This is a genomic window from Variovorax sp. DXTD-1 (assembly GCF_003984625.1).
Taxonomy (GTDB): Bacteria; Pseudomonadota; Gammaproteobacteria; order Burkholderiales; family Burkholderiaceae_C; genus Variovorax.
The window spans coordinates 89,255-114,304 of record NZ_RWKH01000015.1 but is presented as its reverse complement, the minus strand read 5'-3'; the positions used below and the strand labels follow the sequence as shown (position 1 = coordinate 114,304).

24 protein-coding genes are annotated in these 25,050 nt (G+C 67.3%); 5 read left to right on the top strand and 19 right to left on the bottom strand.

Features of this window, described 5'->3' with window-relative positions; genetic code table 11:
- Positions 1-21: 21 nt before the first annotated feature.
- From EJI00_RS15700 to apbC, 12 genes are all read right to left on the bottom strand, one after another.
- Positions 22-639 carry a molecular chaperone gene (locus EJI00_RS15700; RefSeq protein WP_126748433.1) on the bottom strand — a complete coding sequence of 206 codons (618 nt, stop codon included), beginning with the start codon at positions 637-639 and terminating at the stop codon, positions 22-24.
- Entirely contained in the window at positions 636-2,786 is a 2,151-nt protein-coding gene (locus EJI00_RS15695) for a 4Fe-4S dicluster domain-containing protein (RefSeq protein ID WP_185868146.1), read from the bottom strand. The genes EJI00_RS15700 and EJI00_RS15695 overlap by 4 nt, the downstream gene beginning before the upstream one ends.
- On the bottom strand, positions 2,710-3,369 hold the full coding sequence (locus EJI00_RS15690; RefSeq protein ID WP_126748432.1) for a DUF3306 domain-containing protein: 660 nt from the start codon (positions 3,367-3,369) through the stop codon (positions 2,710-2,712). The genes EJI00_RS15695 and EJI00_RS15690 overlap by 77 nt, the downstream gene beginning before the upstream one ends.
- Positions 3,362-3,931 (bottom strand): DUF3305 domain-containing protein, encoded by a 570-nt coding sequence (locus EJI00_RS15685; protein WP_126748431.1) that lies wholly within the window; start codon positions 3,929-3,931, stop codon positions 3,362-3,364. The genes EJI00_RS15690 and EJI00_RS15685 overlap by 8 nt, the downstream gene beginning before the upstream one ends.
- Before the next feature lie 37 nt (positions 3,932-3,968).
- Entirely contained in the window at positions 3,969-4,760 is a 792-nt protein-coding gene (locus EJI00_RS15680) for an ABC transporter ATP-binding protein (protein WP_126748430.1), read from the bottom strand.
- A complete protein-coding gene (modA, locus tag EJI00_RS15675; protein ID WP_126748429.1) occupies positions 4,757-5,506 on the bottom strand; it encodes a molybdate ABC transporter substrate-binding protein in 750 nt (249 codons plus the stop codon). Before modA ends, EJI00_RS15680 begins: the two co-directional genes overlap by 4 nt.
- Positions 5,507-5,534: 28 nt before the next feature.
- On the bottom strand, positions 5,535-6,218 hold the full coding sequence (modB, locus tag EJI00_RS15670) for a molybdate ABC transporter permease subunit (protein WP_126748428.1): 684 nt from the start codon (positions 6,216-6,218) through the stop codon (positions 5,535-5,537).
- Positions 6,219-6,308: 90 nt separating this feature from the next.
- Entirely contained in the window at positions 6,309-6,656 is a 348-nt protein-coding gene (locus EJI00_RS15665) for a winged helix-turn-helix domain-containing protein (RefSeq protein ID WP_126748427.1), read from the bottom strand.
- 85 nt (positions 6,657-6,741) lie between these two features.
- Positions 6,742-9,615, bottom strand: coding sequence for a formate dehydrogenase subunit alpha (gene fdhF, locus EJI00_RS15660; RefSeq protein ID WP_126748426.1), 2,874 nt, complete (start codon positions 9,613-9,615; stop codon positions 6,742-6,744).
- On the bottom strand, positions 9,612-11,357 hold the full coding sequence (locus EJI00_RS15655; RefSeq protein WP_185868150.1) for an NAD(P)H-dependent oxidoreductase subunit E: 1,746 nt from the start codon (positions 11,355-11,357) through the stop codon (positions 9,612-9,614). Before EJI00_RS15655 ends, fdhF begins: the two co-directional genes overlap by 4 nt.
- A gap of 243 nt (positions 11,358-11,600) precedes the next feature.
- Positions 11,601-12,545 carry a LysR substrate-binding domain-containing protein gene (locus EJI00_RS15650; RefSeq protein WP_126748424.1) on the bottom strand — a complete coding sequence of 315 codons (945 nt, stop codon included), beginning with the start codon at positions 12,543-12,545 and terminating at the stop codon, positions 11,601-11,603.
- A gap of 50 nt (positions 12,546-12,595) precedes the next feature.
- The gene (gene apbC, locus EJI00_RS15645) at positions 12,596-13,687 is read right to left on the bottom strand and encodes an iron-sulfur cluster carrier protein ApbC (RefSeq protein ID WP_126748423.1); all 1,092 of its coding nucleotides are present in this window, start codon (positions 13,685-13,687) and stop codon (positions 12,596-12,598) included.
- Positions 13,688-13,859: 172 nt separating this feature from the next.
- Here apbC and EJI00_RS15640 point away from each other — a divergent pair, with 172 nt between their 5' ends.
- Positions 13,860-15,053 (top strand): patatin-like phospholipase family protein, encoded by a 1,194-nt coding sequence (locus EJI00_RS15640; protein ID WP_126748422.1) that lies wholly within the window; start codon positions 13,860-13,862, stop codon positions 15,051-15,053.
- A 6-nt stretch (positions 15,054-15,059) separates the two neighbouring features.
- On the opposite strand, the gene EJI00_RS15635 is transcribed toward EJI00_RS15640, so the two are convergent.
- Positions 15,060-15,710 (bottom strand): TetR/AcrR family transcriptional regulator, encoded by a 651-nt coding sequence (locus EJI00_RS15635; protein WP_126748421.1) that lies wholly within the window; start codon positions 15,708-15,710, stop codon positions 15,060-15,062.
- Between the two features lie 75 nt (positions 15,711-15,785).
- Here EJI00_RS15635 and EJI00_RS15630 point away from each other — a divergent pair, with 75 nt between their 5' ends.
- Positions 15,786-16,364 carry a redoxin domain-containing protein gene (locus EJI00_RS15630; RefSeq protein ID WP_126748420.1) on the top strand — a complete coding sequence of 193 codons (579 nt, stop codon included), beginning with the start codon at positions 15,786-15,788 and terminating at the stop codon, positions 16,362-16,364.
- Here the strand turns inward: EJI00_RS15630 and EJI00_RS15625 are convergent.
- The 6 genes from EJI00_RS15625 to EJI00_RS15600 form a co-directional block, all read right to left on the bottom strand.
- Positions 16,361-16,966 (bottom strand): phytanoyl-CoA dioxygenase family protein, encoded by a 606-nt coding sequence (locus EJI00_RS15625; RefSeq protein ID WP_260590740.1) that lies wholly within the window; start codon positions 16,964-16,966, stop codon positions 16,361-16,363. The genes EJI00_RS15630 and EJI00_RS15625 overlap by 4 nt on opposite strands.
- Positions 16,967-17,160: 194 nt before the next feature.
- Positions 17,161-17,517: a hypothetical protein gene (locus tag EJI00_RS15620; RefSeq protein ID WP_148110637.1), complete on the bottom strand. Its 357-nt coding sequence runs from the start codon at positions 17,515-17,517 to the stop codon at positions 17,161-17,163.
- Positions 17,518-17,581: 64 nt separating this feature from the next.
- Positions 17,582-18,268, bottom strand: coding sequence for a YceH family protein (locus EJI00_RS15615; protein WP_126748417.1), 687 nt, complete (start codon positions 18,266-18,268; stop codon positions 17,582-17,584).
- Between the two features lie 43 nt (positions 18,269-18,311).
- Entirely contained in the window at positions 18,312-19,046 is a 735-nt protein-coding gene (locus EJI00_RS15610; RefSeq protein WP_126748416.1) for a phosphodiester glycosidase family protein, read from the bottom strand.
- Between the two features lie 25 nt (positions 19,047-19,071).
- Positions 19,072-20,103, bottom strand: a complete 1,032-nt coding sequence (locus EJI00_RS15605) for an isocitrate/isopropylmalate dehydrogenase family protein (RefSeq protein WP_126748415.1) — start codon at positions 20,101-20,103, stop codon at positions 19,072-19,074.
- Between the two features lie 121 nt (positions 20,104-20,224).
- Positions 20,225-20,863: an LpxA family transferase gene (locus EJI00_RS15600; RefSeq protein WP_126748414.1), complete on the bottom strand. Its 639-nt coding sequence runs from the start codon at positions 20,861-20,863 to the stop codon at positions 20,225-20,227.
- Positions 20,864-20,957: 94 nt separating this feature from the next.
- On the opposite strand from EJI00_RS15600, the gene metG reads away from it, so the two are divergent.
- From metG to EJI00_RS15585, 3 genes are all read left to right on the top strand, one after another.
- Complete coding sequence (gene metG / locus EJI00_RS15595; protein ID WP_126748413.1) at positions 20,958-23,054, top strand: methionine--tRNA ligase; 2,097 nt, start codon at positions 20,958-20,960, stop codon at positions 23,052-23,054.
- Between the two features lie 19 nt (positions 23,055-23,073).
- A complete protein-coding gene (locus EJI00_RS15590) occupies positions 23,074-23,271 on the top strand; it encodes a hypothetical protein (RefSeq protein ID WP_126748412.1) in 198 nt (65 codons plus the stop codon).
- A 91-nt stretch (positions 23,272-23,362) separates the two neighbouring features.
- Positions 23,363-25,039, top strand: coding sequence for a SulP family inorganic anion transporter (locus EJI00_RS15585; protein WP_126748411.1), 1,677 nt, complete (start codon positions 23,363-23,365; stop codon positions 25,037-25,039).
- Positions 25,040-25,050 lie beyond the last annotated feature (11 nt).

Here is a 25,050-nt window from a genome sequence, read left to right as displayed (position 1 = left end):
ATTTCTACGGAGCAAAAAAGCTTAATCGAGCATGTCGAAGCCCTGGACTTCGACCTCGGCAAAAGCGCGGGTGAAACCCGCCAGGGACGCATAGAAATGCGCCTTGGGATGTTGCGCGACCGCGTCGCACAAGGTCGGCAGCCAGGACTGCAGGTGCGCCGCAAAAAACGCCTGCTGCTGCGCGAGGTTGGACACAGCCGCGTCGTCACCGGCAATAAGGTAGCGCATCACCTCGAACAGGCAGGCGACGTGGTCTTCGCTTTCGGACACGGCCTCGTCCCGCGCGAGGCCCAGCCGCGCCAGGTCGGTGCGCAGCTGCGCCAACGGCTTGTCGTTGAGAAAGCCGCTCAGGTAGTGCGAGCCGAACAGGTAGATTTCGGGCTTGCCCATGCCGCCGAACAGCGCGTCGTATTCGGCATGAACCGCAGCGGCCTCGGTGCCGCGCGCCGTGCCGACCAGTTGCCGCCAGGGTTCCTCGAGGAAAGCGCCGGCTGCCGGTGCTTCCGTGGGTGCCACGCTGAAGGCGCCGAGCAGCTCGGCGTCGGGCGCCGCATACCAGAGGCGTGCCAGAAGGCCATAGACCTCGGCACGTGCAATCTCCTCATCGAGCGCCGAGGTCATCGGGGGAAACTGGCTCATAGCTGGGTGATCTTCATTTCGTTCTGCGCGCTGTACAGGTCGATGACCCGGCAGTCGCTGCACATCTTGAGCCGCTCGAGCGCCTCGCCCTGGAACATGGCGTGGCCCGCCAGCTTGCCGAGCATCGCTTCGATGGCTTTCTGCGTGCCGAATGGCTTGCTGCAGCGGATGCAGGCCCAGGGCTTGGCCTCGTTGAGCACCACGGGCTGCTTGCGCTCGGGGGCGGCCAAGAGGCGCGGCACGAGCGCGATCGCGTTCTCGGGGCAGGTGGTTTCGCACAGGCCGCACTGCACGCAGTTCTTTTCGATGAACCGAAGCTGCGGCGCGTTCTGGTTGTCTTGCAGCGCGCTGGCGGGGCAGGCGCTCACGCAGGCCAGGCACAGCGTGCAGGTGTCCTTGTTGACCGTGATCGCGCCGAAGGGGGAACCAGGGGGCAGCGGAATTTCAAGCGCAGGGGCGAGGGCTGCGGCCGCCTCGTTCGACGGCGCCGCAAGCACGGGCGCTTGCGCCATCAAATGGTCGAGCGTCATCTCCAGCGTGCCGCGCTTTTCCCCGCCGACGGCAAAACGCGCCGCAGTAGCCGGCACGCGCTGCCGCGTGGCGCGCAGGCCGGCGAGGGCCGCATCGAGCGCGGCCGGCGTGGCGGCCTCGATCAGGTGGAAATGCGTTCCGGTGTAGCCCAGGCCCGTGAGCAGCGCCTGTGCAACGGCCATCTGCTTTTTCAGTGCATCGATGTATTGCGGAGCTTCTTCGCCGGTGGAGAGCACCGCCACTTGCGAGCCCCCGAAGGCAATGGCGCTGAGCCAAAGGTCGATGCCGGTGCTGGCAACATGCATCAGCGCCACCGGCAGCACATGCGCAGGCACGCCGGCCAAGCCGTCGCGCTTGCCGCGGCCCAGTTGCGCCGCGCGGCCGAGTTGTTCGACGAGCGCCTGCCCGCCCTCTTCGTTGTGCAGCAGCACCGCGGCATCGCGGCCACCGACTCCCGTGTAGGTGGACAGCAGCGTGCGCAGCTTGCGGCCCTGGTCGGGCGTGCGCGGGTAGGTGTAGCCCAGCGCGCCGGTCGGGCACACGGTGGTGCAGGCGCCGCAGCCCACGCAAAGCTGCGGATTGACGACGATGCGCTGGCGTTCCTTGTCGCTGGAGATGGCATGCGCCGAGCACACCTCGACGCAGGCGTTGCAGCCCACCACTTCGTTGCGGCTGTGGGCGCAGAGCTTCTGCTTGTAGTCGAAGAACTTGGGCTTCTCGAACTCGCCCACCAGTTCGCGCAGGCGCAGCAGGGTCGACAAGCCCTCGGCGTGCGCGAGTCCGCCCGACAGGTGGAAGTAGCCTTGCGGCGGCGCATGCCAGTCGATCAGCGCGTTGGCACCCAGGTCGAGCACCAGGTCGAAATCCGCATCGAGCGCCTCGGGCGCGCGGCTGAAGTTGATGGCACCGGCCACGGTGCAGGCTTTTTCGCAGTCGCGGTGCGAGCCGCATTTCGCCAGGTCGATCTGGTAGTCGAGCCCGATCGCCTGGTCGGGGCATGCGCCCAGGCAGGCGTTGCAGCGCGTGCACAGGTCGAGGTCGATGGGGTTGTCGCGCGTCCAGCGCAGCGAAAACTTGCCCAGCCAGCCTGTGAGCGAGCCGATGCGCCCCGCCATCACAGGCCAGCGGCGCTCCTGCCCGCCGCCGGTGGCACCCGGGCCGGTGGAAAAGATGGAGACCTGCAGCGAATCCGCCACCAGCGCCGCGGCCTTTTCGGCCTGGTCGAGCGGGCCGACGATGAGCAAACGGCCCTGGCTCACGTAGCTCACGGTCGAGACCGGCTCGGGCTCGGGCAGGTGAGCCAGCGCCAGCAAGGCGGCAATCTTCGGGCTGGCGTTCTTCGCGTCGCGACTCCAGCCGCCGGTTTCGCGGATGTTCACGAAGCGGATCGGCGAGGTCGCGCCTTCGGTCTGCTCGGCCAGCTCGGTGAACAGCTTGCGCTCCTGCGTGCAGGCCACCATCACGTCGTCGCCCGAACGGATGGCGCGCTGGAAAGCGGGCGCCTCGCGGCGGCACAGGGTGGAGTGAAGGGGCAGCGACTCAGCCAGCGCCGCGCCGAGCGTCTTCGGCTCGAGCGGCATCGTCTGGTTGCAGTCGCAGATCAGCGTTGTGGTCATCGGTCTTCTGGCTTGCGGGCTGCGCATCGGCAACCTGCTGGCTGGGGAGGGCGTCTCCCGGGTGCTCTGACTGTGCCACGTCCGTGGGCGCAGCGTCTTGCGGGGTTTCCGCTGATTTTCCGGCAGTTTCCTGCGCTTTTCTTTCTTCTTCCTCCTCGTCGTCGAACAGCTTGAGGAACTTGGCGCTCGCCATCTGGCGCAGCACGTTGTCCGGAATCGGCGTCGACTCGGAGTAGTCGTCTATATAAGTGTCCATGCCGTCCATCACGTTGAACTGCGGGTCGGCAAAGAGCTTCTTGAAGGCGGTGTTCTTCACCTCGGGCGCGACGTTCCTGCCGACGAAGGGGCGGAAGTCGGACTCGGGCGTGAGCGCCTGGGCGTCGGCCAGCGTGGGCTGGGGGATCTCGGGCTGGTTTTCGGCGGGAAGGCTGGCCTGGGGCTCTGGCGCGGCGGGCACGGGCGCGGCGGTTCCGGCGAGCGCATCGGCGGGCTTTTCGGCCTCTTGCGCAGCAGCGGCGGGCGGCGCCTCTTCGCGGGCTTCCTTCTTGCGCCGCGACCACCGGTCGAAGAAATTCTCAGGCATCGCCCGCTCCGCGTCCGCGCTTTTTCTCGGTCGACACGCTGGCCGCGTTGCCGAAGCGGTCGACCAGCGGGCGGAAACTCTCGGGCCGCTTGCGGCGCTTGGGCTCGATCACGTAGTGCGCCTGCACGAAATCGCGCATCCACTCGATCACCTCTTCGGGCGCGGGCACCTGCTCGACCGTTTCCTGCGCATCGAGCCAGCGGCCGGCCTCGTTGTAGCTGAGGCTCACCACCACCGGCCGTGCCAGCGGCTCGTCGGCGATGGTGGGCTCTTCTTCCATGCGCCACAGCACAAACCAGCACGGCGCGGGCGTCGTGGCATTCAGGTGGTAACCCTCGACGTCGTCGCGGAACAGTTCGGTCTTGAAACCCGGGTGCAGCCAGCGCTGCGCGCTCTCGCTCGCTTCGAGCAGGCGCGGCTCGGTGCCGAAACCAGGCTGGTCGGGGCCGACGCTTTCGAGAATCCAGCGCCAGGATTGCCAACGGCTGTCGACGCGCTCGCGGCGCATCACGACGGCAACGTCAATGGAAGGATTCATCCGCCGATCGTAGCGCCGCCGCATGCCGCTTTCGCGCCGAGGGTCATCCGCGCCAAATGGCTCAAGCGCCGGAAGTGCCGTGCAGCAGCAGGCTGCGCAGTTTTCGGTGCAGCGGCGTGGCTTCCGCGGCCGGCACGCCGCCCACTTCACGCAGCGCGAAATCGCGGCTTTCGGCGTTGTGCAGATCGATCTCGCGCACCACCTGGCCGTTGTTGTAGACGAAGGCCACATCGGCCAGGGCCAGCACGTCCTCGATGTCGTGTGTGATCATCAGCACCGGAATGCCCCACTGGCGGCGAACCTGGGCCAGCTCGTTGCGCAATTCGCTGCGCAGCATGGGGTTGAGCGCGGCAAAGGGCTCGTCGAGCAGCAGTACCTGCGGCTGGCAGGCGAGCGCGCGGGCGAGCGCCACCCGCTGCTGCTGGCCGCCCGAGAGCTTTTGCGGCCGGCTGTCGGCCAGCGCCGCGAGGCCGAAACCTTCGAGCAGCGACTGCACCATTTCAGCCTCGCGCGGCGGCAGCTTGCGCCGGTGCCATGCGGTCAGGCCGAAAGCCACGTTTTCGCGCACCGACAGGTGCGGAAACAGCGCGTAGTTCTGGAACAGGTAGCCGATGCGCCGCGCCGGCGCCGGCACGTCGATGCGGTGGGCGGAATCGTAGAGCGTGCGGCCGTCGAGCCGCACATGGCCCTCGGAGGGATGCAGCAGCCCCGCAATGGCCTGCAGCGTGAGCGTCTTGCCCGCGCCCGAGGGACCGTACAGCGCGGCAAAAGGCACGTCGGTCGCGAAGCGCGCCGCCAGGTCGAAGCGGCGCGTGCCGTCGGTGACCGTGAGCTTCAGGTCGACGTCGATCATGGCCTGGTGAATCCGTAGCGCGCGAAGACTTCGCGCGCGGCATCGCTGGAAAGAAAGGCGATGAAGTCCGCACCCAATGCCTTCTGCCTGCTGTCGGCCACCACGGCGGCGGGGTAGGTCACGGGCATGTGGCCTGCGGGCGCGAACGCGGTCTTGACCTTGTCGCCCGCCATGGCCGCGTCGGTACGGTAGACGAACCCGGCCTCGACCTCGCCGCGGGCCACATAGTCGAGCACCTGGCGCACGCTGTCGGCCTGCACGAACTTCGGCTCGAGCACGCTCCAGAGCCCTGCCCCCTCCAGCACCTGCCGCGTGTAGCGGCCCACCGGCACGGTGGCCGTCTTGCCGATTGCGATTTTTCGGACGCCCGCGCCGGCAAGGTCCTGCAGCGATTTCACGCCGGCCGCATCCCTGAGCGGCTCGACCAACACCAGGCTGTTGCCGGCGAAGTTCCGGCGCGTGTCCGCATCGACGAGCTTCTGCACGGCGGCGCGGTCCATGGTTTCCTGGTCGGCGCTCGCGAACACATCGACCGGCGCGCCCTGCCCGATCTGCTGCAGCAGCACGCCCGAGGCCGCGAAATTGAAGCGCACCCTGGCGCCCGGCTTCGCGGCTTCGAACCTGGGGCCCAGCTCCTTGAATGCATCCGTCAGGCTGGCCGCGGCGGACACGGTGATCTGCTGCGCCGCCGCGCCCAGCGGCAGTGCCATGGCCAAGAGAAGAGAAAGGAGACGGAGCGTGCGCATGTGGTCTTCGGGGTTGGGGAGGGTCCGCTCAGCGCAGCGAGAAAAACCGGTTCGACAGCACCAGCACGGTGATCGACAGCAGCGAGGTCACCGCCACCAGCAGCAATGCCAGGTCGTCGTTGCCGGATTGCGCGGCGTCGTAGATGGCCATCGACAAAGTCTGCGTCTGCTTGGGAATGGACCCCGCCACCATGAGCGAGGCGCCGAACTCGCCCATGGCCCGCGCGAACGCGAGCAGCGTGCCGGCCAGGATGCCAGGCCAGGCCAGCGGCAGCGTGACGCGCCAAAAAACCGAGAACGGCGATTGGCGCAGCGTGCTGGCGGCGGCTTCGAGCGAACGGTCCACGCCTGCGAAGGCGGCGCTGGCCGACTTCAACACCAGCGGCAGCGCCACCACGGCAGATGCGACGACGGCGCCGTGCCAGCTGAAGATGATGCTGTAGTCGAGGTGCTCGCGCAGCCAGCGGCCAAGGGGGCTGTGGCGCCCCGCGGCCACCAGGATGGCGTAGCCGATGACTGTGGGCGGCAGCACCAGCGGCAGCATGAACACCGCTTCGAGCACCGTGCGGCCCGGAAAACGCTTGCGCGCGAACACCCAGCCGAGCGCCACGCCGGCAACGAGCGCCAGCAGGGTCGCGACCGCGGCCACCTTGAGCGACAGCACCAGAGGGGACCAGTCGGTCGAGGCAATGAGGGCGTGCGTCGTATTCATGAAGATACAACGCAATTGTTGCATGCGCCGCCGCCGAGCCCTTTGGAAGGGCTCCGGCGGTTCAGGAATACGGGAGAAAACTGCGGAAGATCAGGGCGCCAGCAGGCGCGTCAGCGCAAGGACGTCCTTCGCCGTCGCGAGGCGCGCCGCGTTCTCGATGGCACGGTAGCGCTTCACGATTTCCTCGCCCACCGGGGTGAGCGCCGTGCCGCCGCCGCGCGCCCCCCCGGCCGCGGTGTTCACGGCCGGGGAACTGAGGGCGTTGTTCATCTCGTCGATCAGCATCCAGGCGCGCCGGTACGACATGCCCAGCTTGCGCGCTGCGGCCGAGATCGATCCGGTTTCCGCCACGGCTTCCAGCACGTCGATCTTGCCGGGGCCGAAGGCAATGCTGTCGTCCCTGTAGATGCGCAGGCGGAACTGGACTCTGGTTTTCATGCCGGTGGTGATGAGCGGTGCGGTGGAACTGGGGCGCAAAGGTTAAACCATGCCCGCGCCCACGCTCCGCCCGCCACCGCCCGCGTCAATCCACTGCCGCCGGCACCCCAGACCCGGTTCCGTAGCCGGCCGCCGCCATCGGCTGGCCGCCTCGCGCAATGCGCACCGCGCAGTACTTGAACTCGGGAATCTTGCCGAGCGGATCGAGCGCGGCATTGGTCATCAGGTTGGCCGCCGCCTCGTAGTACGCGAAGGGCACGAACACCGCGCCGTTCGGCGTGCCGTCGTCGCGCCGCACGTGGATGGCCACCTCGCCGCGCCGCGACTGCACGGTGATCACGTCGCCGGCCTGGAGCCCCAGCTTCACCAGATCGGCCTGGTTCATCGACGCGGTGGCCATGGGCTCGAGCGCATCGAGCACGGTGGCGCGGCGCGTCATGCTGCCGGTGTGCCAATGCTCCAGCTGGCGGCCCGTAATGAGCACGAACGGGTATTCGGCATCGGGCCGCTCGTTGGCCGGAATAATGTCGGCGGGCACCAGTTTCACGCGGCCGTCGGCGGTCGGGAAGTCGTCGATGAACACGGTCGGCTGGCCTGGGTCTTCCTCGCTCAGGCAAGGGTAGGTCACGCTCGAATCGCGCTGCAGCCGCTCCCAGCTGATGCCGCTGATCACCGCATGCATGGCCTGGCGCATTTCCTCGTAGACCGCCGCCACGCCGGACTCTTCGCCCTCGTAGTTCCACTGAAGGCCCATGCCCTTGGCGATCTGCTGGATGATCCAGAGATCGGGCCGCGCATCGCCCGGCGGGTTGAGCGCACGCTTGCCGAGTTGCACCATGCGGTCGGTGTTGCTCACCGTGCCGGTCTTCTCGGGCCAGGCGCTCGCGGGCAGCACCACGTCGGCGAGCCACGCGGTCTCGGTCATGAAGATGTCCTGCACCACCAGGTGCTCCAGGCTCGCGAGCGCATGGCGCGCATGGTTCAGGTCGGGGTCGCTCATGGCCGGGTTCTCGCCCATGATGTACATGCCGCGCACCTTGTGCGGATCGGTGTCGGGCGCCAGCGCCTTGTGCATGATCTCGACCACGGTGTAGCCCGGCGTGGCATCGAGCGAGGTGCCCCAGAAGTCTTCGAACCACGCATGCACCGCCGGGTTGTCGACGCGCTGGTAGTTGGGGAACATCATCGGGATCAGCCCCGCGTCGCTCGCGCCCTGCACGTTGTTCTGGCCGCGCAGCGGATGCAGGCCCGAGCCGGGCTTGCCGATCTGCCCGGTGACGGTGGCCAGCGCAATGAGGCAGCGCGCGTTGTCGGTGCCGTGCACGTGCTGGCTGATGCCCATGCCCCAGAGGATCATCGCGCCCTTGGCGGTGGCGAAGGCGCGCGCCACTTCGCGCAGCGTTTCCGCCGGCACGCCGCAGATGGGTGCCATCGCCTCGGGGCTGTAGCCCTTCACGTTCTCGCGCAGTGCCTCGTAGTTGCTGGCGCGCGTGCGCACGAACTCCTGGTCGACCAGGCCTTCGTCGATCACCGCATGAATGAGCGCGTTGAGCATGGCCACGTCGGTGTCGGCCTTGAACTGCAGCGTGCGCCAGGCATGGCGGCTGATGTCGGTGCGGCGCGGGTCGGCCAAGACGATCTTCGCGCCGCGCTGGGCTGCGTTCTTCATCCAGGTGGCGGCGACCGGGTGATTGGCCGTGGGGTTGGAGCCGATGACGAAGATCAGCCCCGCATGCTCCACGTCGTTGACCTGGTTGCTCACCGCACCCGAGCCCACGCCTTCGAGCAGCGCGGCCACGCTCGATGCGTGGCACAGGCGCGTGCAGTGGTCGATGTTGTTGCTGCCGAAGCCCGTGCGCACGAGCTTCTGGAACAGGTAGGCCTCTTCGTTGCTGCCCTTGGCCGAGCCGAAGCCCGCGAGCGACTTGGCACCGTAGGTGTCGCGCAGGCCCGAGAGCTTGCCGGTAGTGAGCGCGAGCGCTTCTTCCCAGGTGGCCTCGCGGAAATACTCGCTCCAGTCGTCCGGGCGCGGCGTATCGCCAAAGTCCTTCGGCACGCCGGCCTTGCGGATCAGCGGCTTGGTCAGGCGCTGCGGATGGTGCGCGTAGTCGAAACCGAAGCGGCCCTTCACGCACAGGCGGTTGTGGTTGGCCGGGCCGTCGCGGCCGTCGACGCTGACGATCTTCTCGTCCTTCACGTTGTAGGTCACGAGGCAGCCCACGCCGCAGAACGGGCACACCGAATCGACCTTGCGATCGACCTCCTGCGAGCCGATGTGGCTCTTGGGCATGAGCGCGCCCGTGGGGCAGGCCTGCACGCATTCACCGCAGGCCACGCAGGTGCTGTCGCCCATCGGGTCGTCCAGGTCGAACACGATCTTGCTGTCCGCGCCGCGCATGGCATAGCCGATGACGTCATTGACCTGCTCTTCGCGGCAGGCGCGCACGCAGCGGTTGCATTGGATGCAGGCGTCCAGGTTGACGGCCATGGCCGGGTGCGAGATGTCGGTCTTGGGCTGCTCGCGGCGCAGGGCCTTGAGTTCGGGGCGCACCGCGATGTCGAGCTTCCTGGCCCAGGCGCTGAGCTCGCCGTGCTGCTGGGTGGCGTCGTCGCCGATCCACTTGTAGCCCTGGTCGGGCATGTCGGACAGCAGCATCTCGACGACCATCTTCTGGCTCTTGAGGGCGCGCTCGCTGGTGGCCTTCACTTCCATGCCGGCCGTCACGTTGCGGCAGCAGCTGGGCGCCAGCGTGCGCTCGCCCTTCACCTCGACCACGCAGGCGCGGCAGTTGCCGTCGGCGCGGTACCCGTCCTTGAAGCACAGGTGGGGAATCTCCACGCCATGGCGCTCGGCCGCCTTGTAGATGGTTTCGCCGCCAAAGGCCTGGATGGGCTGGCCGTCGAGCGTGAATTCGATGGTTTGCGGCATGAGCTCCGCGAGCTTGGACGGGGCGTTCATGCCACCTCCTCGGGGAAATATTGCTGGATGCAGCGGATCGGGTTGGGGGCCGCCTGTCCGAGTCCGCAAATGGAAGCGTCGCCCATCACCTGAGCGAGGTCTTCGAGCGTGGTGTTGTCCCACGTGGGGGCCTGCATCAGCGCCGCGGCCTTGGCGGTGCCCACGCGGCATGGCGTGCACTGGCCGCAGCTTTCGTGCTCGAAGAATCGCATCACGTTCAGCGCGGCATCGCGTGCGCGGTCGTGCTGGCTCAGCACCATCACGGCGGCCGATCCGATGAAGCAGCCGTAGGGCTGCAGCGTGTCGAAGTCGAGCGGAATGTCGTTCATGCGCGCCGGCAGAATGCCGCCCGACGCGCCGCCTGGCAGGTAGGCATACAGCGAGTGGCCGTCGAGCATGCCGCCGCAGTATTCGTCGATGAGCTCCTGCACGGTGATGCCGGCCGGCGCGAGCTTGACGCCCGGGTGCTTCACCCGGCCGCTCACGCTGAAGCTGCGCAGCCCCTTGCGGCCATTGCGGCCAAAGCCGCTGAACCAGGCCGCGCCTTTTTCGACGATGTCGCGCACCCAGTAGAGGGTTTCGAAGTTGTGCTCCAGCGTCGGCCGGCCGAACAGACCCACCTGCGCGATGTAGGGCGGACGCATGCGCGGTTCGCCGCGCTTGCCTTCGATGCTTTCGATCATGGCCGACTCTTCGCCGCAGATGTAGGCGCCCGCGCCACGCCGAAGCTCGATGCGCGGCAGCGCGCACGGCGGATCGGCCTGAAGCCGGGCCAGCTCCCGTTCCAGCAGCGCGCGGCAGTCGTGGTATTCGTCGCGCAGGTAGATGTAGCACTGCTCGATGCCGACGATTTGCGCCGCCACCACCAGGCCTTCGAGAAAGCGGTGCGGATCGCGCTCGAGGTACGTGCGGTCCTTGAAGGTGCCGGGCTCGCCTTCGTCGATGTTCACGGCCATGAGCCGGGGCGCAGGCTGGTCGCGCACGATGCGCCACTTGCGCCCGGCCGGAAAGCCCGCGCCGCCCAGGCCGCGCAGGCCCGAGTCTTCCATCGTCTTGATGATGGCCTCGGCGTCTTCCTCGCCGTTGACCAGCGCTGAAGCGAGGGCATAGCCGCCGTTCGCGCGGTAGGTGGCGTAGTCGGTGAACGCCGGCATGCGCTCGATGGCGCCGGGCAGCGGCGAGACGCTTTTGAGCGCGAACTCGGCCGCGTCGAAATACGCGACCGTGGCTTCATCGGGGTCGGACTTCAGGGCTTGCAGCACCTTGGCAGTCGTCGCGAGCGGCACGGCCTGCCGGTCGACAACCACCGCGGGCGCCTGCTCGCAGCGGCCGACGCAGGGCGCCGCAATCACGCGCACATCGTCGCCGTCGACGCCCAGCAATTCGGGCAGCCGCGCCAGCAGATCCTTGGCACCGGCCAGTTCGCAGGCCAGGCCATCGCATACGCGCACGGTAAGGCCCGGCGCTTCGTCGCCGCCGCGCACCACTTCGAAGTGGTGATAGAAGGTCGCGACCTCGTACACCTCGGCCATGGGGATGTTCATTTCCTTCGCCAACGCCACCAGGTGGCGGTCGTGCAGGCAGCGGAAAGCGTCGTTCAGCTTGTGCAGGTGCTCGATGAGCAGGTCGCGCCGGTGGCCCTCGGCGGGGGGCGCGCCGATGAGCGTGCGCACTTCGAGCAGCGCCGCCTCCTCGGGCTGCCGGCCCTTCAGCTTGCTCTTGCGGCGGATGCGCTCGCGCATCTCGTCGGCGGTGGCAAGCGGCACGATGGTGTGCGTGGGGGCCGCCTTGGTTGTCTCGCGGGTCGTGGCTGGGTGGTTGTTCACTGCCTGGGCCTTTTCTCGATGTCTCGGAACTGCCCCCAATGCTTGAGGGCTGACCGAGTGTGTGGGGCCACCCTGGGCCCGTCAAATTCGATCGGCGCATCGATCGATTCAATAACTAAATGGTGCGCCGGGCCCGAGCCGGCCGCGCCCGCCGGCCAGTTATTCGCCGAGCGCGCCGCTGTGCAGCCGCACCTGCTCCCGCCAGCCCGGCGTCTGCAGGAATACGAGGGCGGCATCGAGCGCCCGCGAGGGGCGCACGCCGGTCTGGGTCATGAAACCGAGCGGCGTCTTGACCTCCGGCCCCACGAGCGGCAGCGCCTCCAGCTCGCGGTAGCTGCGCACGGCCGCGACCATGGCGCCGGGCAGCACGCTGCTCACGGTGCCCGCCAGCACGGCCAGGGCAAGGGTAAGTACCGAGTTGGTCTCGATGGCCGGCGCCACGGCCGTGTCGGCTTCGCGCAACGCCTGGTCGATGATGGAGCGGTTGTGCATGTCGGGCGTGAGCAGGCACAGCGGCAGCTTGCCGGCATCGGCCCACGACATCGGCTGGCCGATGCGCAACCGGTCGGCCGAGGGCCGTTCGGCGCGCCGCAGCAGGTAGTAGTGCTCCACGCTCTGCGGCCAGGCCGTGAGCTTGATGCCCGGCAGGTGCATGCGCTCGGTGTAGCCGAGCGCCAGGTCGACCGAAAGGCTTTCGAGCCCTGTTTCCAGCTCTTGCGAGCTCATCGACAGCACGGCCGGCACGATGCCCGGGTGCAACTCGTGCAGCATCGCGGCAAAGCGCGACAGCATCGGAATGGCAGTGGGCACCGCCGCCATGCGCAGCCGCCCGCGCGGCTGGCCCTCTTCGCTGCGCAATTCCTGCAGCAGCACCTCGTTGTCGCGCAGCATGCGCTGCGCGGTGGCCAGCACGCGCTCGCCCTCGTGCGTGAGGCCCACGTACACGCGCCCCCGCTTCACGATGACCACGCCGAACTCGCTTTCGAGCGAGCGCAGCGCGTTGGAGAGCGCCGGCTGCGTGATGTGGCAGGCCTGCGCCGCGCGCCCGAAATGCTTGTGCTCGCTCAGCGCCACCAGGTAGCGCATCGAAGCCAGCAGGTTCACTTCGCCTGCTCCGGCACACGTTCACTGAAGCTGGGCGAGCGCACCATGCGTCAGGTGTTCTTGCTGATCGAGATGGTCGGAAACTTCGACGAGAAGTCCTTGGCCTTCTCGGCAATGCCCACGGCCACTTGCCGCGCAACGGCCTTGTAGATGCCGGCCACCTCGCCGTCGGGGTCGGCTACCACGGTGGGCTTGCCGCTGTCGGCCTGCAGGCGGATGTTGATGTCCAGCGGCAGCGCGCCCAGGTATTCCATCTCGTACTGCGCGGCCATCTTCTTGCCGCCTTCGGAGCCGAAGATGTGCTCGACATGGCCGCAGTTCGAGCAGATGTGCACCGCCATGTTCTCCACGATGCCCAGGATCGGCACGCCGACCTTCTCGAACATCTTGATGCCCTTCTTGGCGTCGAGCAGCGCGATGTCCTGCGGCGTGGTGACGATCACCGCGCCGGTCATCGGCACACGTTGCGAAAGGGTCAGCTGGATGTCGCCGGTGCCGGGCGGCATGTCGACGATCAGGTAGTCCAGATCTTTCCAGTTGGTCTGGCGCAGCAGCTGCTCCAGCGCCTGGGTGGCCATGGGGCCGCGCCAGATCATGGCCTCGTCCTGGTCGACCAGGAAACCGATCGACATGACCTGCACGCCGTGGTTCTCCAGCGGCTCCATGGTCTTGCCGTCTTCGCTCTCGGGCCGGCCCTCGATGCCCAGCATCATCGGCTGGCTCGGGCCGTAGATGTCGGCGTCCAGCAGCCCGACGGCCGCCCCTTCGGCGGCCAGCGCCAGCGCCAGGTTGGCCGCCGTGGTGCTCTTGCCCACGCCGCCCTTGCCGGACGCCACCGCAATGATGTTCTTCACGTTGGGCATCAGTTGCACGCCGCGCTGCACGGCATGGCTGATGACCCTGGTGACGATGTTGACGGACACGTTGCTCACGCCCGGCACCGTCTTGGCGGCCGCCACCAGCGCTTTGCGCAGGGCCGCATGCTGGCTCTTGGCCGGGTAGCCGAGCTCGAGGTCGAACGACACGTCGCCGTCCGATATCTGCAGGTTCTTGAGCGAGCGCGTCGCCACGAAATCCTTGCCGGTGTTCGGGTCCTGGACGGCCTTGAGCGCGTCCATGAGCCCTTCTGGGGTGAGTGCCATTGATCTAACTCCTGAATGGCGGGTAGTCTAGTGGCTCGCCCGGCGCCTCCGCGCACTTCGTGCGGCTTCGCCTTCCTGCACCTGGGGGCAACGCCGGCGGCCCGGCAAGGCAGAATTTCCCGAGAACCCCGGGGCGCAAGCCCCCTTTTCAACAGAAAACAGCAACAAGAAGATGCCCGAGACACCCCCCGCCACCGGTCTCCTGCTCACCGGCGGCGGCGCCCGGGCTGCCTATCAGGTCGGCGTGCTCGAAGCCATTTCCGAGATTCGGCGAACCGCCGGCTTCGCAGGCCAGCCCAATCCCTTTCCCGTGATCACCGGCACCTCGGCCGGCGCCATCAACGCCGCTGCACTGGCCTGCGGCGCCGACGATTTCGACGGCGCGGTCGCGCACATTGCGCAGGTCTGGCGCGACTTCCGCGCCGGGCAGGTCTACCGCGCCGATTCGCTCTCGGTCCTCGGCAGCGGCACGCGCTGGCGCATGCTGCTCGGCCTGGGGCGATTTGCGGCCAACTGGATGCGCATCAAGCCGCGCTCCCTGCTCGATAACGCGCCGCTGGCCGACCTGCTGGCGCGCATGGTGCCGCTCGAGCGCCTGCCGCAGCTCATGCAGGAAGGCCACCTCCAGGCGCTGGCCGTCACCGCGTCGAGCTACAGCTCGGGCGAGCACGTCACCTTCTTCGAGGCCGCGGTGCCGATGGAACCGTGGGTGCGCTCGCAGCGGCTTTCCGTGCGCGACCGCATCAGCCACGCGCACCTGCTGGCCTCGTCGGCCATTCCCTTCGTGTTTCCGGCGACGGCGCTGCCGATGCAGGGGCATACCGAGTATTTCGGCGACGGCTCGATGCGTCAGTCGGCGCCCATTGCAGCGGCAATTCACCTGGGCGCCCAGCGCATCCTGGTGATTGGCGCCGGCCGCATGCACGAGCCGCGCGACACCGACGCGCCCAACACCTACAGCGGCTATCCGACGATGGCACAGATCGCGGGCCATGCGCTGTCGAGCATCTTTCTGGACGCGTTGGCGGTGGACATCGAACGCCTGCGGCGCATCAACCACACCCTCGGCCTCATTCCCGAAGAAGCCCGCAAGTCGAGCTCGCTGCGCCCACTCGACCTGCTGGTGATTTCTCCGTCGGAGCGGCTCGACGTGATTGCGGCGCGCCATGTCGACGCGCTGCCCGGCGCGGTGCGCCACCTGCTCGGTGGCTCCAAGGTTGCGGCCGACGTGAAGGGCGGCGCGCTTGCGAGCTACCTGCTGTTCGAGTCGGGCTACACGCGCGAGCTGATGGCGCTCGGGCGGGCCGACGCAATGCGGCAGAAGGATGAAGTGCTGCGGTTCTTCGGGTGGAACGCCGCCGCCTGAGGCAGGTCAGCGCCCGCCGCCGCCGTTTGCGGACAGGCCCGCCAAAAGCAGATCTAGGCTCGCGTGAAATTCGCCGTCGGCCGTGCTGCCTGCGGCCGCGTTCGCAATGTCGATCAGGTGCGCGAAACGGTCTTTTGGCAAGGCCCTGAAGCGCGCGATGGTGAGCTCCGCCGACTCCGTGGCCTGCAGCGCCAGCGGGCCCGCCAGCTCGGCTTGCGCAAGCCCCGTGATCAGCGCCGACACGGCGCGGAACGCAACGAGCAGCCCCTCCCCCGAGCGCCCGCTGCGAGCGAGCGCATGCAGCATCGCCTCGGTCACTTCGAACACCGCCGGCGACCGGCTTCGGCGCGTGAGGATCAGCGGAATGGCGTGCGGATGCGCTCGCACGGCCTGCCACAAGGCGGTAGCGATCGCACGGACTTCGTCCTGCCACTGCGGGTAGGCGTCGGGCGCCCAGTGAGCCTCGCCGATCACCGCCTCCACCACCAGCAGATCGATGTCCTCGCGCTGCTTCACGTAGTTGTAGAGCGTCATGGCGCCCGTGCCGAGTTCGGCGGCAAGCGCACGCATGGAAAGCCCCGCAAGGCCTTCCCTGTCGACAAGGGCCAGTGCGGCGGCCTGGAGTTGCGAATGCGTGAATTTGGCGGGTCGTCCCATGGAGGCGAATGTTGACGCAGTTTGAAAGAGGCGAGTATATTCAAATACGTACATCGTACGTTAAAGGAAATTCGAATGAAACTCGCGTCCGGGGATGTAGTCCCCGTCATTGCGGCAAGCACGATCCATGGCAAGCCGGTCGATCTTCCGGACCCGATGTCGCGCCATGTGCACCTGCAGTTCCGGCGGTTCGCGGGCTGCCCCGTGTGCAACTTCCACCTGCTCACCATGGGCAGGCGCCAGGCGGAAATTGCCGCGGTGGGAATTCGCCAGGTCGTCTTCTTTCATTCCTCGCGCGAAGAAATGCTCAAGTACCAGGCGCAGCTGCCGTTCGACTGCGTTGCCGACGCCGGCAAGAAGCACTTCAAGGCGTACGGCGTCGAAACATCCGCGAAGGCGCTCTTGAACCCCCGCGTCTTCTGGAGCGGCCTGCGGTGGGTGCTGACGACCGGACGCTTCTACAGAAGGGCGGAGAACGGCATCCTCGGCCTGCCCGCGGATTTTCTTGTGGATGCAGAGGGCCGCATCGTGGCCTGCAAGTACGGTGCGCATGCGGACGACCATTGGGAGGTCGACGAATTGCTGCAGCTGGCCAGCAAGGCGCAGCAGCCTGCGCAAGTGGCGCCGGTCATGACGCCTGTAGTGCCCGGCTAGCCGTTCACCGCCCGCACGATCGCTTCTTCGACCGGGCAGCGCGCCTGCGGCGGCGCATCGAGATTGAACGGTTGTGCGGGAAGCAATGGCGGTTGCGCCATGAAGCGCGGCTGCGTGCCGCGGTGCGGCTGGGCCGAATGCACGAGGAACGGATGGCACAGGTACACGGTGCCCGCCGCGCCCGTCGCCAGCACCTCGGGCCGCGCGGCGGACTCGGCAAAGCCGTTGCGCGCCAGTTCACCGAGCGACAGGCCTTCCTCGCCCGCCGGCGCTAGCATGCGGGCGATATCGGCATGCGAGCCGGCGCGAATACGCGTGGGCGCGTCGTGCTCGCCCACATCCGAGAACAGGAAGAGCATCAGCAGTGCCCGCCCCTTGGAGTAAACGTTCGCGCGCCATGACATGAAGTCCGGGTTCTCCAGCCCGAAGCTCACGTCGATGTGCCAGCCGGCGTCGCCTGGATCTTCGGCCGAAGGAAAGCGCACGGGAAAGGTGCCCATGCTGCGGCACGGCTGCCATCGGCCGGGGCCGACGAGCAGGTTGAAGGCATCGTGCAGGCGCGGTGTATTGGCGGCCTCGACGAAAGGCCGCTGCGGGTACATGCCAAGCCTGACAACGGGCTTGGTCCAGGTCGACGGATCGTCCGGATTGCATCCGGTATCCCGCCAGAGAATCGCGCGGGCCTCCTCTGCGAGTTCACGAGAGAAGGCGTTGTCGACGCGAAGGAAACCGTCTTGGATGAAGGCTGCGGAGCGCGGGTCGCTCGCCGAGTGAGTTGAATGTCCTGGCACTTGAGTCAATTGAGTCCGAAGAGAACGATGATGCCCGTGACGAACCAGTTCGCGGTCGTCGCACGGGCTGCACTTTCCTTCGAGATCGGCACCAGCTTTGCACGCTTCCATGCCCACAGGTTGCAAGCAATGGCGAGCACCAGTCCACTGAAGAAGAACAGGGAAGAATGCAGGCCGAGCGCGCCGATCAGCGACACCACGAGAATCACGACGCCCGCGGCCCAAATGCCGCTCGAAGTGCTTGCCAGCACATGGCTGAGAGCACCGCAGGCTTCACAAGTGGCAGGGCCGCCGCGGCTCGACCAGCGCTTGGCCAACTCGCCGATTCCCGGCTCGCGGCAACTCGGGCATGTATGTTTCATGTGCTGCGCAAGATACCGCAGTTCAGGCGCAACGCACAACCGGCCGCTGCTGACGGCGCACCCGCTACCCCGCCTCGGAAATCCCGAGTTCGGAACACACCCGCCCCAACAGCGCCTTGAGCGACGCAAGCTCGGCCTCGAGCCGCGCCACGTTGGCCTTGAGCGCCGCAACCTCGCCGAGCGATGCGTCGTGCGGCGCGTAGGCTCCATCGGCCGAAGCGCCGCCAGGTCCGGCGACCTCTTCGGCCGGCGCACCGCTCAGCAGATGCGCCCAGCGGCTTTCGCGCGCACCGGGCAGGCGCGCGAGCTTGACGACCAGCGCACCGGCCGGCCGTTCCGCGAGTTCGTCAAGGAATCCTTCGACCGACGAGATGTCGGCGAAGTTGTGCATGCGGTCGCAGGCAATGCGCAGCTCGCCGGCCGTTTGCGGGCCGCGCAGCATCAGCACGGTAAGCAAGATGACCGACTGCGACGGAACGCGCAGCACACGATCGATGTTGTGCTCGTAGCGGAATGCCCGGCCGCCGCTGGTTTCCGCCACCAGGCTGTAGCCCTTCAGGCTGTCGATGGCGGCCTGCACCTGCGCCTCGCTGAGGTCGAGCACCGGGTTGCGGCTGGTCTTCTGGTTGCAGCCCGAAACCAGCGAATTGAGCGTGAGCGGATAGCTGTCGGGCACGGTGCGCTGCTTTTCGACCAGCACGCCGAGCACGCGGGTTTCGACCAGCGAAAGAATGGGTAGGGCCTGGGTCATGATTCGAAAATTCTGAATGAAATCATTGGTGGCAACGGCCGGTTCACGGTGCGGTCACGCCGAATATCGGGCCCAGCTCCCTCGTGAGATCGCTGCGCCGTAAAGCAAGCGAATACAGCGCTGACACGGTGCCGTCGAGGTAGAGCGCATCGCGGCAATGCAGCACGTCGCGGAAATAGAGCGCGAACTCGTAGAAGTTCACCGGCTGCTCGCTGATCACGAAAATTGCCGTATGGCCAGACACGCCCACTCCGTTGCGAATCTTGCGCGAATCCGAATTGGGAATAAAGGCCGGATGCACCGCGCCATGACGCAGCAGCAGCGGGCCCGATTGGGTCGCCAGCCGAACACCGCTCTTCGCAAGCGCCGGATATTCCGACGATTCGACCACGCGCGGCCCGGCATCGGACACCAGGAACACGCCATTCGGTTTGAGAAAGAAGTTGCCCGCGCCGGCCGACAGGTTGAGCGGTGAAACCTCGCGCCCCTCCTGCACCAGCAGGCCCACGGGCGAGAAGTCGGCGTGGTACATGCCGGCATTCATCGCGAACAGCAGCTGCCGGTTGCGCCCCGCAAGCCAGGCTTCGAGACGTTCGAGGCTCTTGAACTCGACGCCGGTGTCGTCGCGCAGGAACAGCTCGAGCCGTTCCGTGCGCAGGTCGACCCTGACGACGGTGTAGCGCGGCGGATCTTCCGCCGCGGCTGCCGCGCTGGCCATGCCGGCCGCACTGGCCACGCCGGCCGCGCAAAGCGCCAGCAGGAGCAGCAGCTTTCTCATGAAGTAATGGAAAGCCGCCTGCGCCTCAGCCGTTCTGGATGCGGCTGACCAGCGCCTTGGTGAACGCCGCCGTGTTGGCGGTGCCGCCGAGGTCGCCGGTACGCACCTTGTCGATGTTGAGCGTGTCGTCGATGGCCTTGCGCAGGCGCGTGGCCAGGTCGGGCAGCTTGACGTGCTCGAGCATCAGCGCGGCGGCCAGCAGCAGCGCGGTCGGATTGGCGATGCCCTTGCCGGCGATGTCGGGCGCGGAGCCGTGCACGGCCTCGAAGATCGCGGCATCGGCGCCGATGTTGGCGCCCGGTGCCATGCCCAGGCCGCCGACCAGACCGGCCACCAGGTCGGAGAGGATGTCGCCGAACAGGTTGGTGGTCACCAGCATGTCGAACTGCCACGGGTTGAGCACCAGCTTCATGGCGCAGGCGTCGACGATGATCGAGTCGAGCTCGAACTTGCCCTTGTACTTTCTCTCGTACAGGTCGAGGCCCGTCTCCAGGAACAGGCCGGTCAGCACCTTCATGATGTTGGCCTTGTGGACCAGCGTGACCTTCTTGCGGCCCGTGGCAATGGCGGTCTCGAACGCGTATTCGAGCAGGCGAAGGCAGCCCTGGCGCGTGTTGATGCCGGTGGCCATGCCCACGGCGTGCGGGTCTCCGTCGATGCGCACATAGTGCTCGTGGCCGATGTAGAGGCCCTCGAGGTTTTCGCGCACGACCATCAGGTCGATCTTGTCGAAGCGGCCGCCCGGAACGATGGTGCGGGCGGGGCGCAGGTTGGCGTAGAGCTGGAACTCTTCGCGCAGGCGCACGTTCGACGAGCGGTAGCCGCCGCCCGACGGTGTTTCGAGCGGGCCCTTGAGCGCCAGGCGGGTGCGGCGGATGCTGTCCAGCGTGGCCTGAGGCAGCGGATCGCCAGAGGCCTTGACGCCGCCGAGGCCGGCAATCTGGCGGTCCCACTCGAAAGGAGCCTTCAGCGCATCGAAAGCGGCCAGCGTGGCGTCGACGATTTCGGGGCCGATGCCATCGCCGGGAATCAGGGTTGCGGGAATGGGGGTGGTCATCGGAAAACTCGCTTTCTGTGTATCTATCTTGTATATCTCTTCGCCATATCAGGGCGGAGCGTTGGCGAAATGCGCGGGGTGGAGCATACGTCGCACGGGAGACACCCCGCGGGCTTTCGGGTCACTTGGGGTCCGGCAGCTCGTGGTCGATCAGGCAGGCGCGGCCCACCACGAGGCCCGGCCGCAACAGTGCGCCGGGGGCAATCACCGCGTTGGCGCCGATGCGCACGCCGTCGCCGATGAGGGCGCCGAACTTCTCGCAACCAATCGCTTTCAATGCGCCGCCCTCGCCGCTTCGAACCAGAATTTCCTTCGCGGCACGCTCGTTGCGGTGATTGCAGACGATGCTGCCGGCCTCCAGGTTGACGCCCGCGCCCAGCACCGAGTCGCCGACGAAATTGAAGTGCGCGATACCCGTGCTCGGAAACACGAAGGAAGACTTGAGCTCCGTGCCCGGCCCGATGGTGCAGCGCTCGCCCACCCAGTTGCCGCCGCGCAGGTAGGCGCCCGCCGCCACGAAGCAGCGGGCGCCGAGAATCAGCGGGCCTTTCAGCACTGCGCCGGGCTCCACGCTGGCGCTGCGGTGAACGGCCACCTCGTCCTGCACGGCAAATTCGCCTTCCGGCAGCGCCGCCAGCAGGCCGCGAACGATTTCCGGGGCCCGTGTGGTGATTTCCCAGGGCATCAGGCCGCTCCACGGCGCAAGGGGCGAGGCGGTAAACCCGGCAATGTAGGCGGTGAGATCGAGGGTGTTCGGCATGGGGCGATGCTGCCACCTAAAATGCCCGGTTCCCGGATGCAGCCCCTGGCCGCCTCCGAAGCCAGTCAGCCACTCCCCGAAAGCGCCCTCCCCGATGTCCGCCCCGCGCAAGCTCTTCGTTACCACCGCCCTGCCATACGCCAACGGCAAGTTCCATATCGGCCACATGATGGAATACATCCAGGCCGACATCTGGGTGCGGAACCAGCGAATGAATGGCGCCGAGGTCAACTTCGTCTGTGCCGACGACGCGCACGGCGCGGCCATCACCATCGCGGCCGACAAGGCCGGCGTGACGCCGCAGGCCTTCGTGGCCGAGATCGCCGCGGGCCGCAAGCCCTATCTCGACGGCTACTACATCTCGTTCGACAACTGGCACTCGACCGACGCGCCAGAGAACCACCAGCTCGCTCAGGACATCTACCGCGACCTGCGCGCCAATGGCTTCATCAGCACCAAGAGCGTCGAGCAGTTCTACGACCCGGCCAAGGGCATGTTCCTGGCCGACCGCTTCATCAAGGGCGAATGCCCCAACTGCCACGCAAAAGACCAGTACGGCGACAACTGTGAGGTGTGCGGCGCCGTGTACGCGCCCACCGAGCTGATCAACCCCTACTCGGCCCTCTCGGGCGCCAAGCCCGAGCTGCGCAGCTCGGACCACTTCTTCTTCAAGCTCTCGGACCCGCGCTGCGAGGCCTACCTGAAGGACTGGACCGCCGCCCCCGGCCACGTGCAATCCGAGGTGCAGAACAAGATCCGCGAGTGGCTCTACAAGGACGACGAAGGCAAGGGCGGCCTCGGCGACTGGGACATCAGCCGCGACGCGCCCTACTTCGGCATCGAGATTCCCGATGCGCCGGGCAAGTACTTCTACGTGTGGCTCGATGCGCCCGTGGGCTACCTGGCTTCGCTGAAAAACCTGCTCGACAAGCGCTGCATCGAACTCGGCGGCGACGGCATCTCGTACACCGAGTACATGGCCGACCCGGACCTGGAGCAGGTGCACTTCATCGGCAAGGACATCATCACCTTCCACACCCTCTTCTGGCCCGCGATGCTGCATTTCAGCGGCCGCAAGGCGCCCGATGCGGTGTACGTGCACGGCCACCTGACGGTGAGCGGCGAAAAAATGAGCAAGAGTCGCGGCACCGGCATCGACCCGCTCAAGTACCTCTCGATCGGGCTCGACCCCGAATGGCTGCGCTACTACATCGCGGCCAAGCTCAACGGCCGCAACGAAGACATCGACTTCAACCCCGAAGACTTCGTGGCGCGCGTCAACAGCGACCTGGTCGGCAAGTACATCAACATTGCGAGCCGCGCGGCGGGCTTCATCGGCAAGCGCTTCGGCGGCAAGCTGGGCGAGATTTCGGCCGACGGCGACGCCCTGCTGTTTGCGCTGCGCGACGCGGCGCCGCAACTTCATTCGCTTTACGACGGCCGCGACTACGCCCGCGCGCTGCGCGAGGTAATGGCACTGGCCGACAAGGTGAACGAGTACGTCGACCAGAACAAGCCCTGGGAGCTCGCCAAGAAAGAAGGCCAGGAGGCGCGTCTGCACGATGTGTGCACGGTGTGCATCGAGGCTTTCCGCCTGCTCACGCTGTACCTGAAGCCGGTGCTGCCGGCGCTTGCCGTGAATGTCGAGGCCTTCCTCAAGATTGCGCCGCTCACCTGGGCCGACGGCGCAGAGGCGCTGCCCGTGGGCCATGCCATCGGCGAGTACAAGCACCTGATGCAGCGTGCCGACGCGAAGATGGTCGACAAGCTGTTCGATGCGCCCGAGCCGGTGGCGGCAGCGGCCGTGGAAGCCGCGGCCGGTGCGCTGCCCGGCGGCGAGGCCATCGCGCCCACCATCACCATCGACGACTTTGCGAAGATCGACCTGCGCATTGCGAAGATCGTGGCCTGCGAGAAGGTCGAAGGCTCGACCAAGCTGCTGCGCCTCACGCTCGACGCGGGCGAAGAAAAGACGCGCAACGTGTTCAGCGGCATCGCCTCGGCCTACCAGCCCGAGCAGCTCGTGGGCAAGCTCACGGTGCTGGTCGCCAACCTGGCGCCGCGCAAGATGAAGTTCGGCATCAGCGAAGGCATGGTGCTGGCCGCCAGCCATGCCGACGAAAAAACCAACCCGGGTATCCATGTGCTCGAACCCTGGCCCGGCGCCACGCCCGGCATGCGGGTTCGCTGATTTTCGAGAGGACCGCACCATGCTGAAGCGCACCATCCTTCTGTTGTCATTCGCGGCCATGCTGAGCGGCTGCGCGGTGATGACCGTGGCAGGTACCGCCGTGAGCGTGGGTGCCGGCGCGGTGGGCCTGGCAGCCGATGCCGCCATCGGCACCGCGCGCATCACCGGCAAGGCCGTGGGTGCGGCGGCCGACGCGGTGATTCCCGACAGCAACTGAGCCCGGCCGAGCGATCAGCGGGCGGGTGACGCCGCCAGCCCCGGCTGGGCGGCGTACGGTGCCGGGGAAGCGGGGTACACAATGGATGCCCATGCATTCACCGCTGAACATCACCCGCTTTCGCCCACGCCTGCTGGACGCCATGGCGGGCTACGACCGGGGACGCTTCTTCAAGGACCTGGGCGCGGGCGCCACGGTCGGCATCGTGGCGCTGCCGCTGGCCATGGCATTTGCCATCGCCTCCGGGCTCAAGCCCGAAGCCGGCATCTGGACGGCGATCATCGCGGGCTTCCTGATCTCGCTCTTGGGCGGCTCGGCGGTGCAGATCGGCGGGCCGGCGGGCGCCTTCATCGTGATCGTCTACGGCATCGTCGAACGCTACGGCCTGGCGAACCTGCTGATATCGACCGCCTGCGCCGGCGTGCTGCTGTTCGCGGCGGGGCTGTTCGGGCTCGGCCGGCTGGTGCGCTTCGTGCCGCTGTCGATCGTGGTCGGGTTCACCAACGGCATCGCGGTGCTCATTCTCCTGTCGCAGCTCAAGGACCTGCTCGGCCTCACGGTGGAGAAGATGCCGGCCGACGTGTTCTCGCAGTTGCACGCCATGGCACTGCAGATCGGTACCTTCAACCCTTATGCGTTCGCGTTGGGGCTGGCCTGCGTGGCCGGGCTGGTGATCTGGCCGCTGCTGCTGCGCGGCGAATCAAAGGTGGGGCACGCGGTGCAGCGGCTGGCGGGGCGCATCGCGCGAACCCGCGCGGTGCAGGTGGGCGCGCGCATGCCGGGGCCCATCGTCGCGCTGGTCACGCTCACGCTGGTGTCATGGGGCTTCGACCTGCCGGTGGAGACCATCGGTACGCGCTTCGGCGGCATTCCCGAAGGCGTACCGGCCTTCGCGCTGCCCGATTTTTCGTGGGAAACCGTCAAGCAGCTGGTCACGCCAACGCTGACCATCGCGCTGCTGGGCGCCATCGAGTCGCTGCTGTGCGCCCGGGTGGCCGACCAGATCAGCGGACAGCCGCGCCACGACCCGAACCAGGAACTGATGGCGCAAGGCATCGCCAACCTGGTGACGCCATTCTTCGGCGGCATGCCGGCCACCGGCACCATCGCGCGGACGGTGACCAACATTCGCTCGGGCGGCAATTCGCCTATCGCGGGCATCGTGCATGCGGTCACGCTGATGGTGGTCGTGCTGCTGGCGGCACCGCTGGCGCGCCATGTGCCGCTCGCGGTGCTGGCGGGCATTCTGGTGTTCGTGGGCCTGAACATGGGCGAGTGGCGCGAGTTCACGCCCGGCCAGTTGCGGCACTTCAGCCGCCATTACCGGCTGCTGATGCTCGGCACCTTCTTTCTCACGGTCGTTTTCGACCTGACCGTCGCAGTGCAGGTGGGCATCGTGCTGGCCTGCGCGCTTTTTATCCGCCGCATGAGCGGGCTTTTCAGCGTCGAGCTGGTCACGATGCAGCCGCCGGTGCTCACCTACCGGCTCTACGGCGCGCTGTTCTTCGGCGCGGCGGCCAAGCTGGATGAGGCAGTCAACGCGGCCGAGAGCGCGCCGCGCGGCATGACGGTGGTGCTCGACGCCACGCACCTGATCTACCTGGACGCGACCGGCGTCGATGCGCTGCGCCAGTTGCACCGGGCGGTGCTGGCGCGCGACGGGCTGCTGCGCCTGGAGTCGCTGCAGCCGCAGCCGCTCGAGGTGATCGTGCGCTCGGGCTTTGCCGACGAGCTGACGAGCGGCCAGCCGCACGCAGCGGAAAGCTAAGGCCGTTCAGG

Excerpts from the sequence above, each read along its gene's own strand:
- EJI00_RS15700 (WP_126748433.1), bottom strand. The coding sequence starts at position 639 with ATGAGCCAGTTTCCCCCGATGACCTCGGCGCTCGATGAGGAGATTGCA.
- EJI00_RS15695 (WP_185868146.1), bottom strand. The coding sequence starts at position 2,786 with ATGACCACAACGCTGATCTGCGACTGCAACCAGACGATGCCGCTCGAG.
- EJI00_RS15690 (WP_126748432.1), bottom strand. The coding sequence starts at position 3,369 with ATGCCTGAGAATTTCTTCGACCGGTGGTCGCGGCGCAAGAAGGAAGCC.
- EJI00_RS15685 (WP_126748431.1), bottom strand. The coding sequence starts at position 3,931 with ATGCGGCGGCGCTACGATCGGCGGATGAATCCTTCCATTGACGTTGCC.
- EJI00_RS15680 (WP_126748430.1), bottom strand. The coding sequence starts at position 4,760 with ATGATCGACGTCGACCTGAAGCTCACGGTCACCGACGGCACGCGCCGC.
- modA (WP_126748429.1), bottom strand. The coding sequence starts at position 5,506 with ATGCGCACGCTCCGTCTCCTTTCTCTTCTCTTGGCCATGGCACTGCCG.
- modB (WP_126748428.1), bottom strand. The coding sequence starts at position 6,218 with ATGAATACGACGCACGCCCTCATTGCCTCGACCGACTGGTCCCCTCTG.
- EJI00_RS15665 (WP_126748427.1), bottom strand. The coding sequence starts at position 6,656 with ATGAAAACCAGAGTCCAGTTCCGCCTGCGCATCTACAGGGACGACAGC.
- fdhF (WP_126748426.1), bottom strand. The coding sequence starts at position 9,615 with ATGAACGCCCCGTCCAAGCTCGCGGAGCTCATGCCGCAAACCATCGAA.
- EJI00_RS15655 (WP_185868150.1), bottom strand. The coding sequence starts at position 11,357 with ATGCGCGAGCGCATCCGCCGCAAGAGCAAGCTGAAGGGCCGGCAGCCC.
- apbC (WP_126748423.1), bottom strand. The coding sequence starts at position 13,687 with ATGGCACTCACCCCAGAAGGGCTCATGGACGCGCTCAAGGCCGTCCAG.
- EJI00_RS15640 (WP_126748422.1), top strand. The coding sequence starts at position 13,860 with ATGCCCGAGACACCCCCCGCCACCGGTCTCCTGCTCACCGGCGGCGGC.
- EJI00_RS15635 (WP_126748421.1), bottom strand. The coding sequence starts at position 15,710 with ATGGGACGACCCGCCAAATTCACGCATTCGCAACTCCAGGCCGCCGCA.
- EJI00_RS15630 (WP_126748420.1), top strand. The coding sequence starts at position 15,786 with ATGAAACTCGCGTCCGGGGATGTAGTCCCCGTCATTGCGGCAAGCACG.
- EJI00_RS15625 (WP_260590740.1), bottom strand. The coding sequence starts at position 16,966 with ATGTACCCGCAGCGGCCTTTCGTCGAGGCCGCCAATACACCGCGCCTG.
- EJI00_RS15620 (WP_148110637.1), bottom strand. The coding sequence starts at position 17,517 with ATGAAACATACATGCCCGAGTTGCCGCGAGCCGGGAATCGGCGAGTTG.
- EJI00_RS15615 (WP_126748417.1), bottom strand. The coding sequence starts at position 18,268 with ATGACCCAGGCCCTACCCATTCTTTCGCTGGTCGAAACCCGCGTGCTC.
- EJI00_RS15610 (WP_126748416.1), bottom strand. The coding sequence starts at position 19,046 with ATGAGAAAGCTGCTGCTCCTGCTGGCGCTTTGCGCGGCCGGCGTGGCC.
- EJI00_RS15605 (WP_126748415.1), bottom strand. The coding sequence starts at position 20,103 with ATGACCACCCCCATTCCCGCAACCCTGATTCCCGGCGATGGCATCGGC.
- EJI00_RS15600 (WP_126748414.1), bottom strand. The coding sequence starts at position 20,863 with ATGCCGAACACCCTCGATCTCACCGCCTACATTGCCGGGTTTACCGCC.
- metG (WP_126748413.1), top strand. The coding sequence starts at position 20,958 with ATGTCCGCCCCGCGCAAGCTCTTCGTTACCACCGCCCTGCCATACGCC.
- EJI00_RS15590 (WP_126748412.1), top strand. The coding sequence starts at position 23,074 with ATGCTGAAGCGCACCATCCTTCTGTTGTCATTCGCGGCCATGCTGAGC.
- EJI00_RS15585 (WP_126748411.1), top strand. The coding sequence starts at position 23,363 with ATGCATTCACCGCTGAACATCACCCGCTTTCGCCCACGCCTGCTGGAC.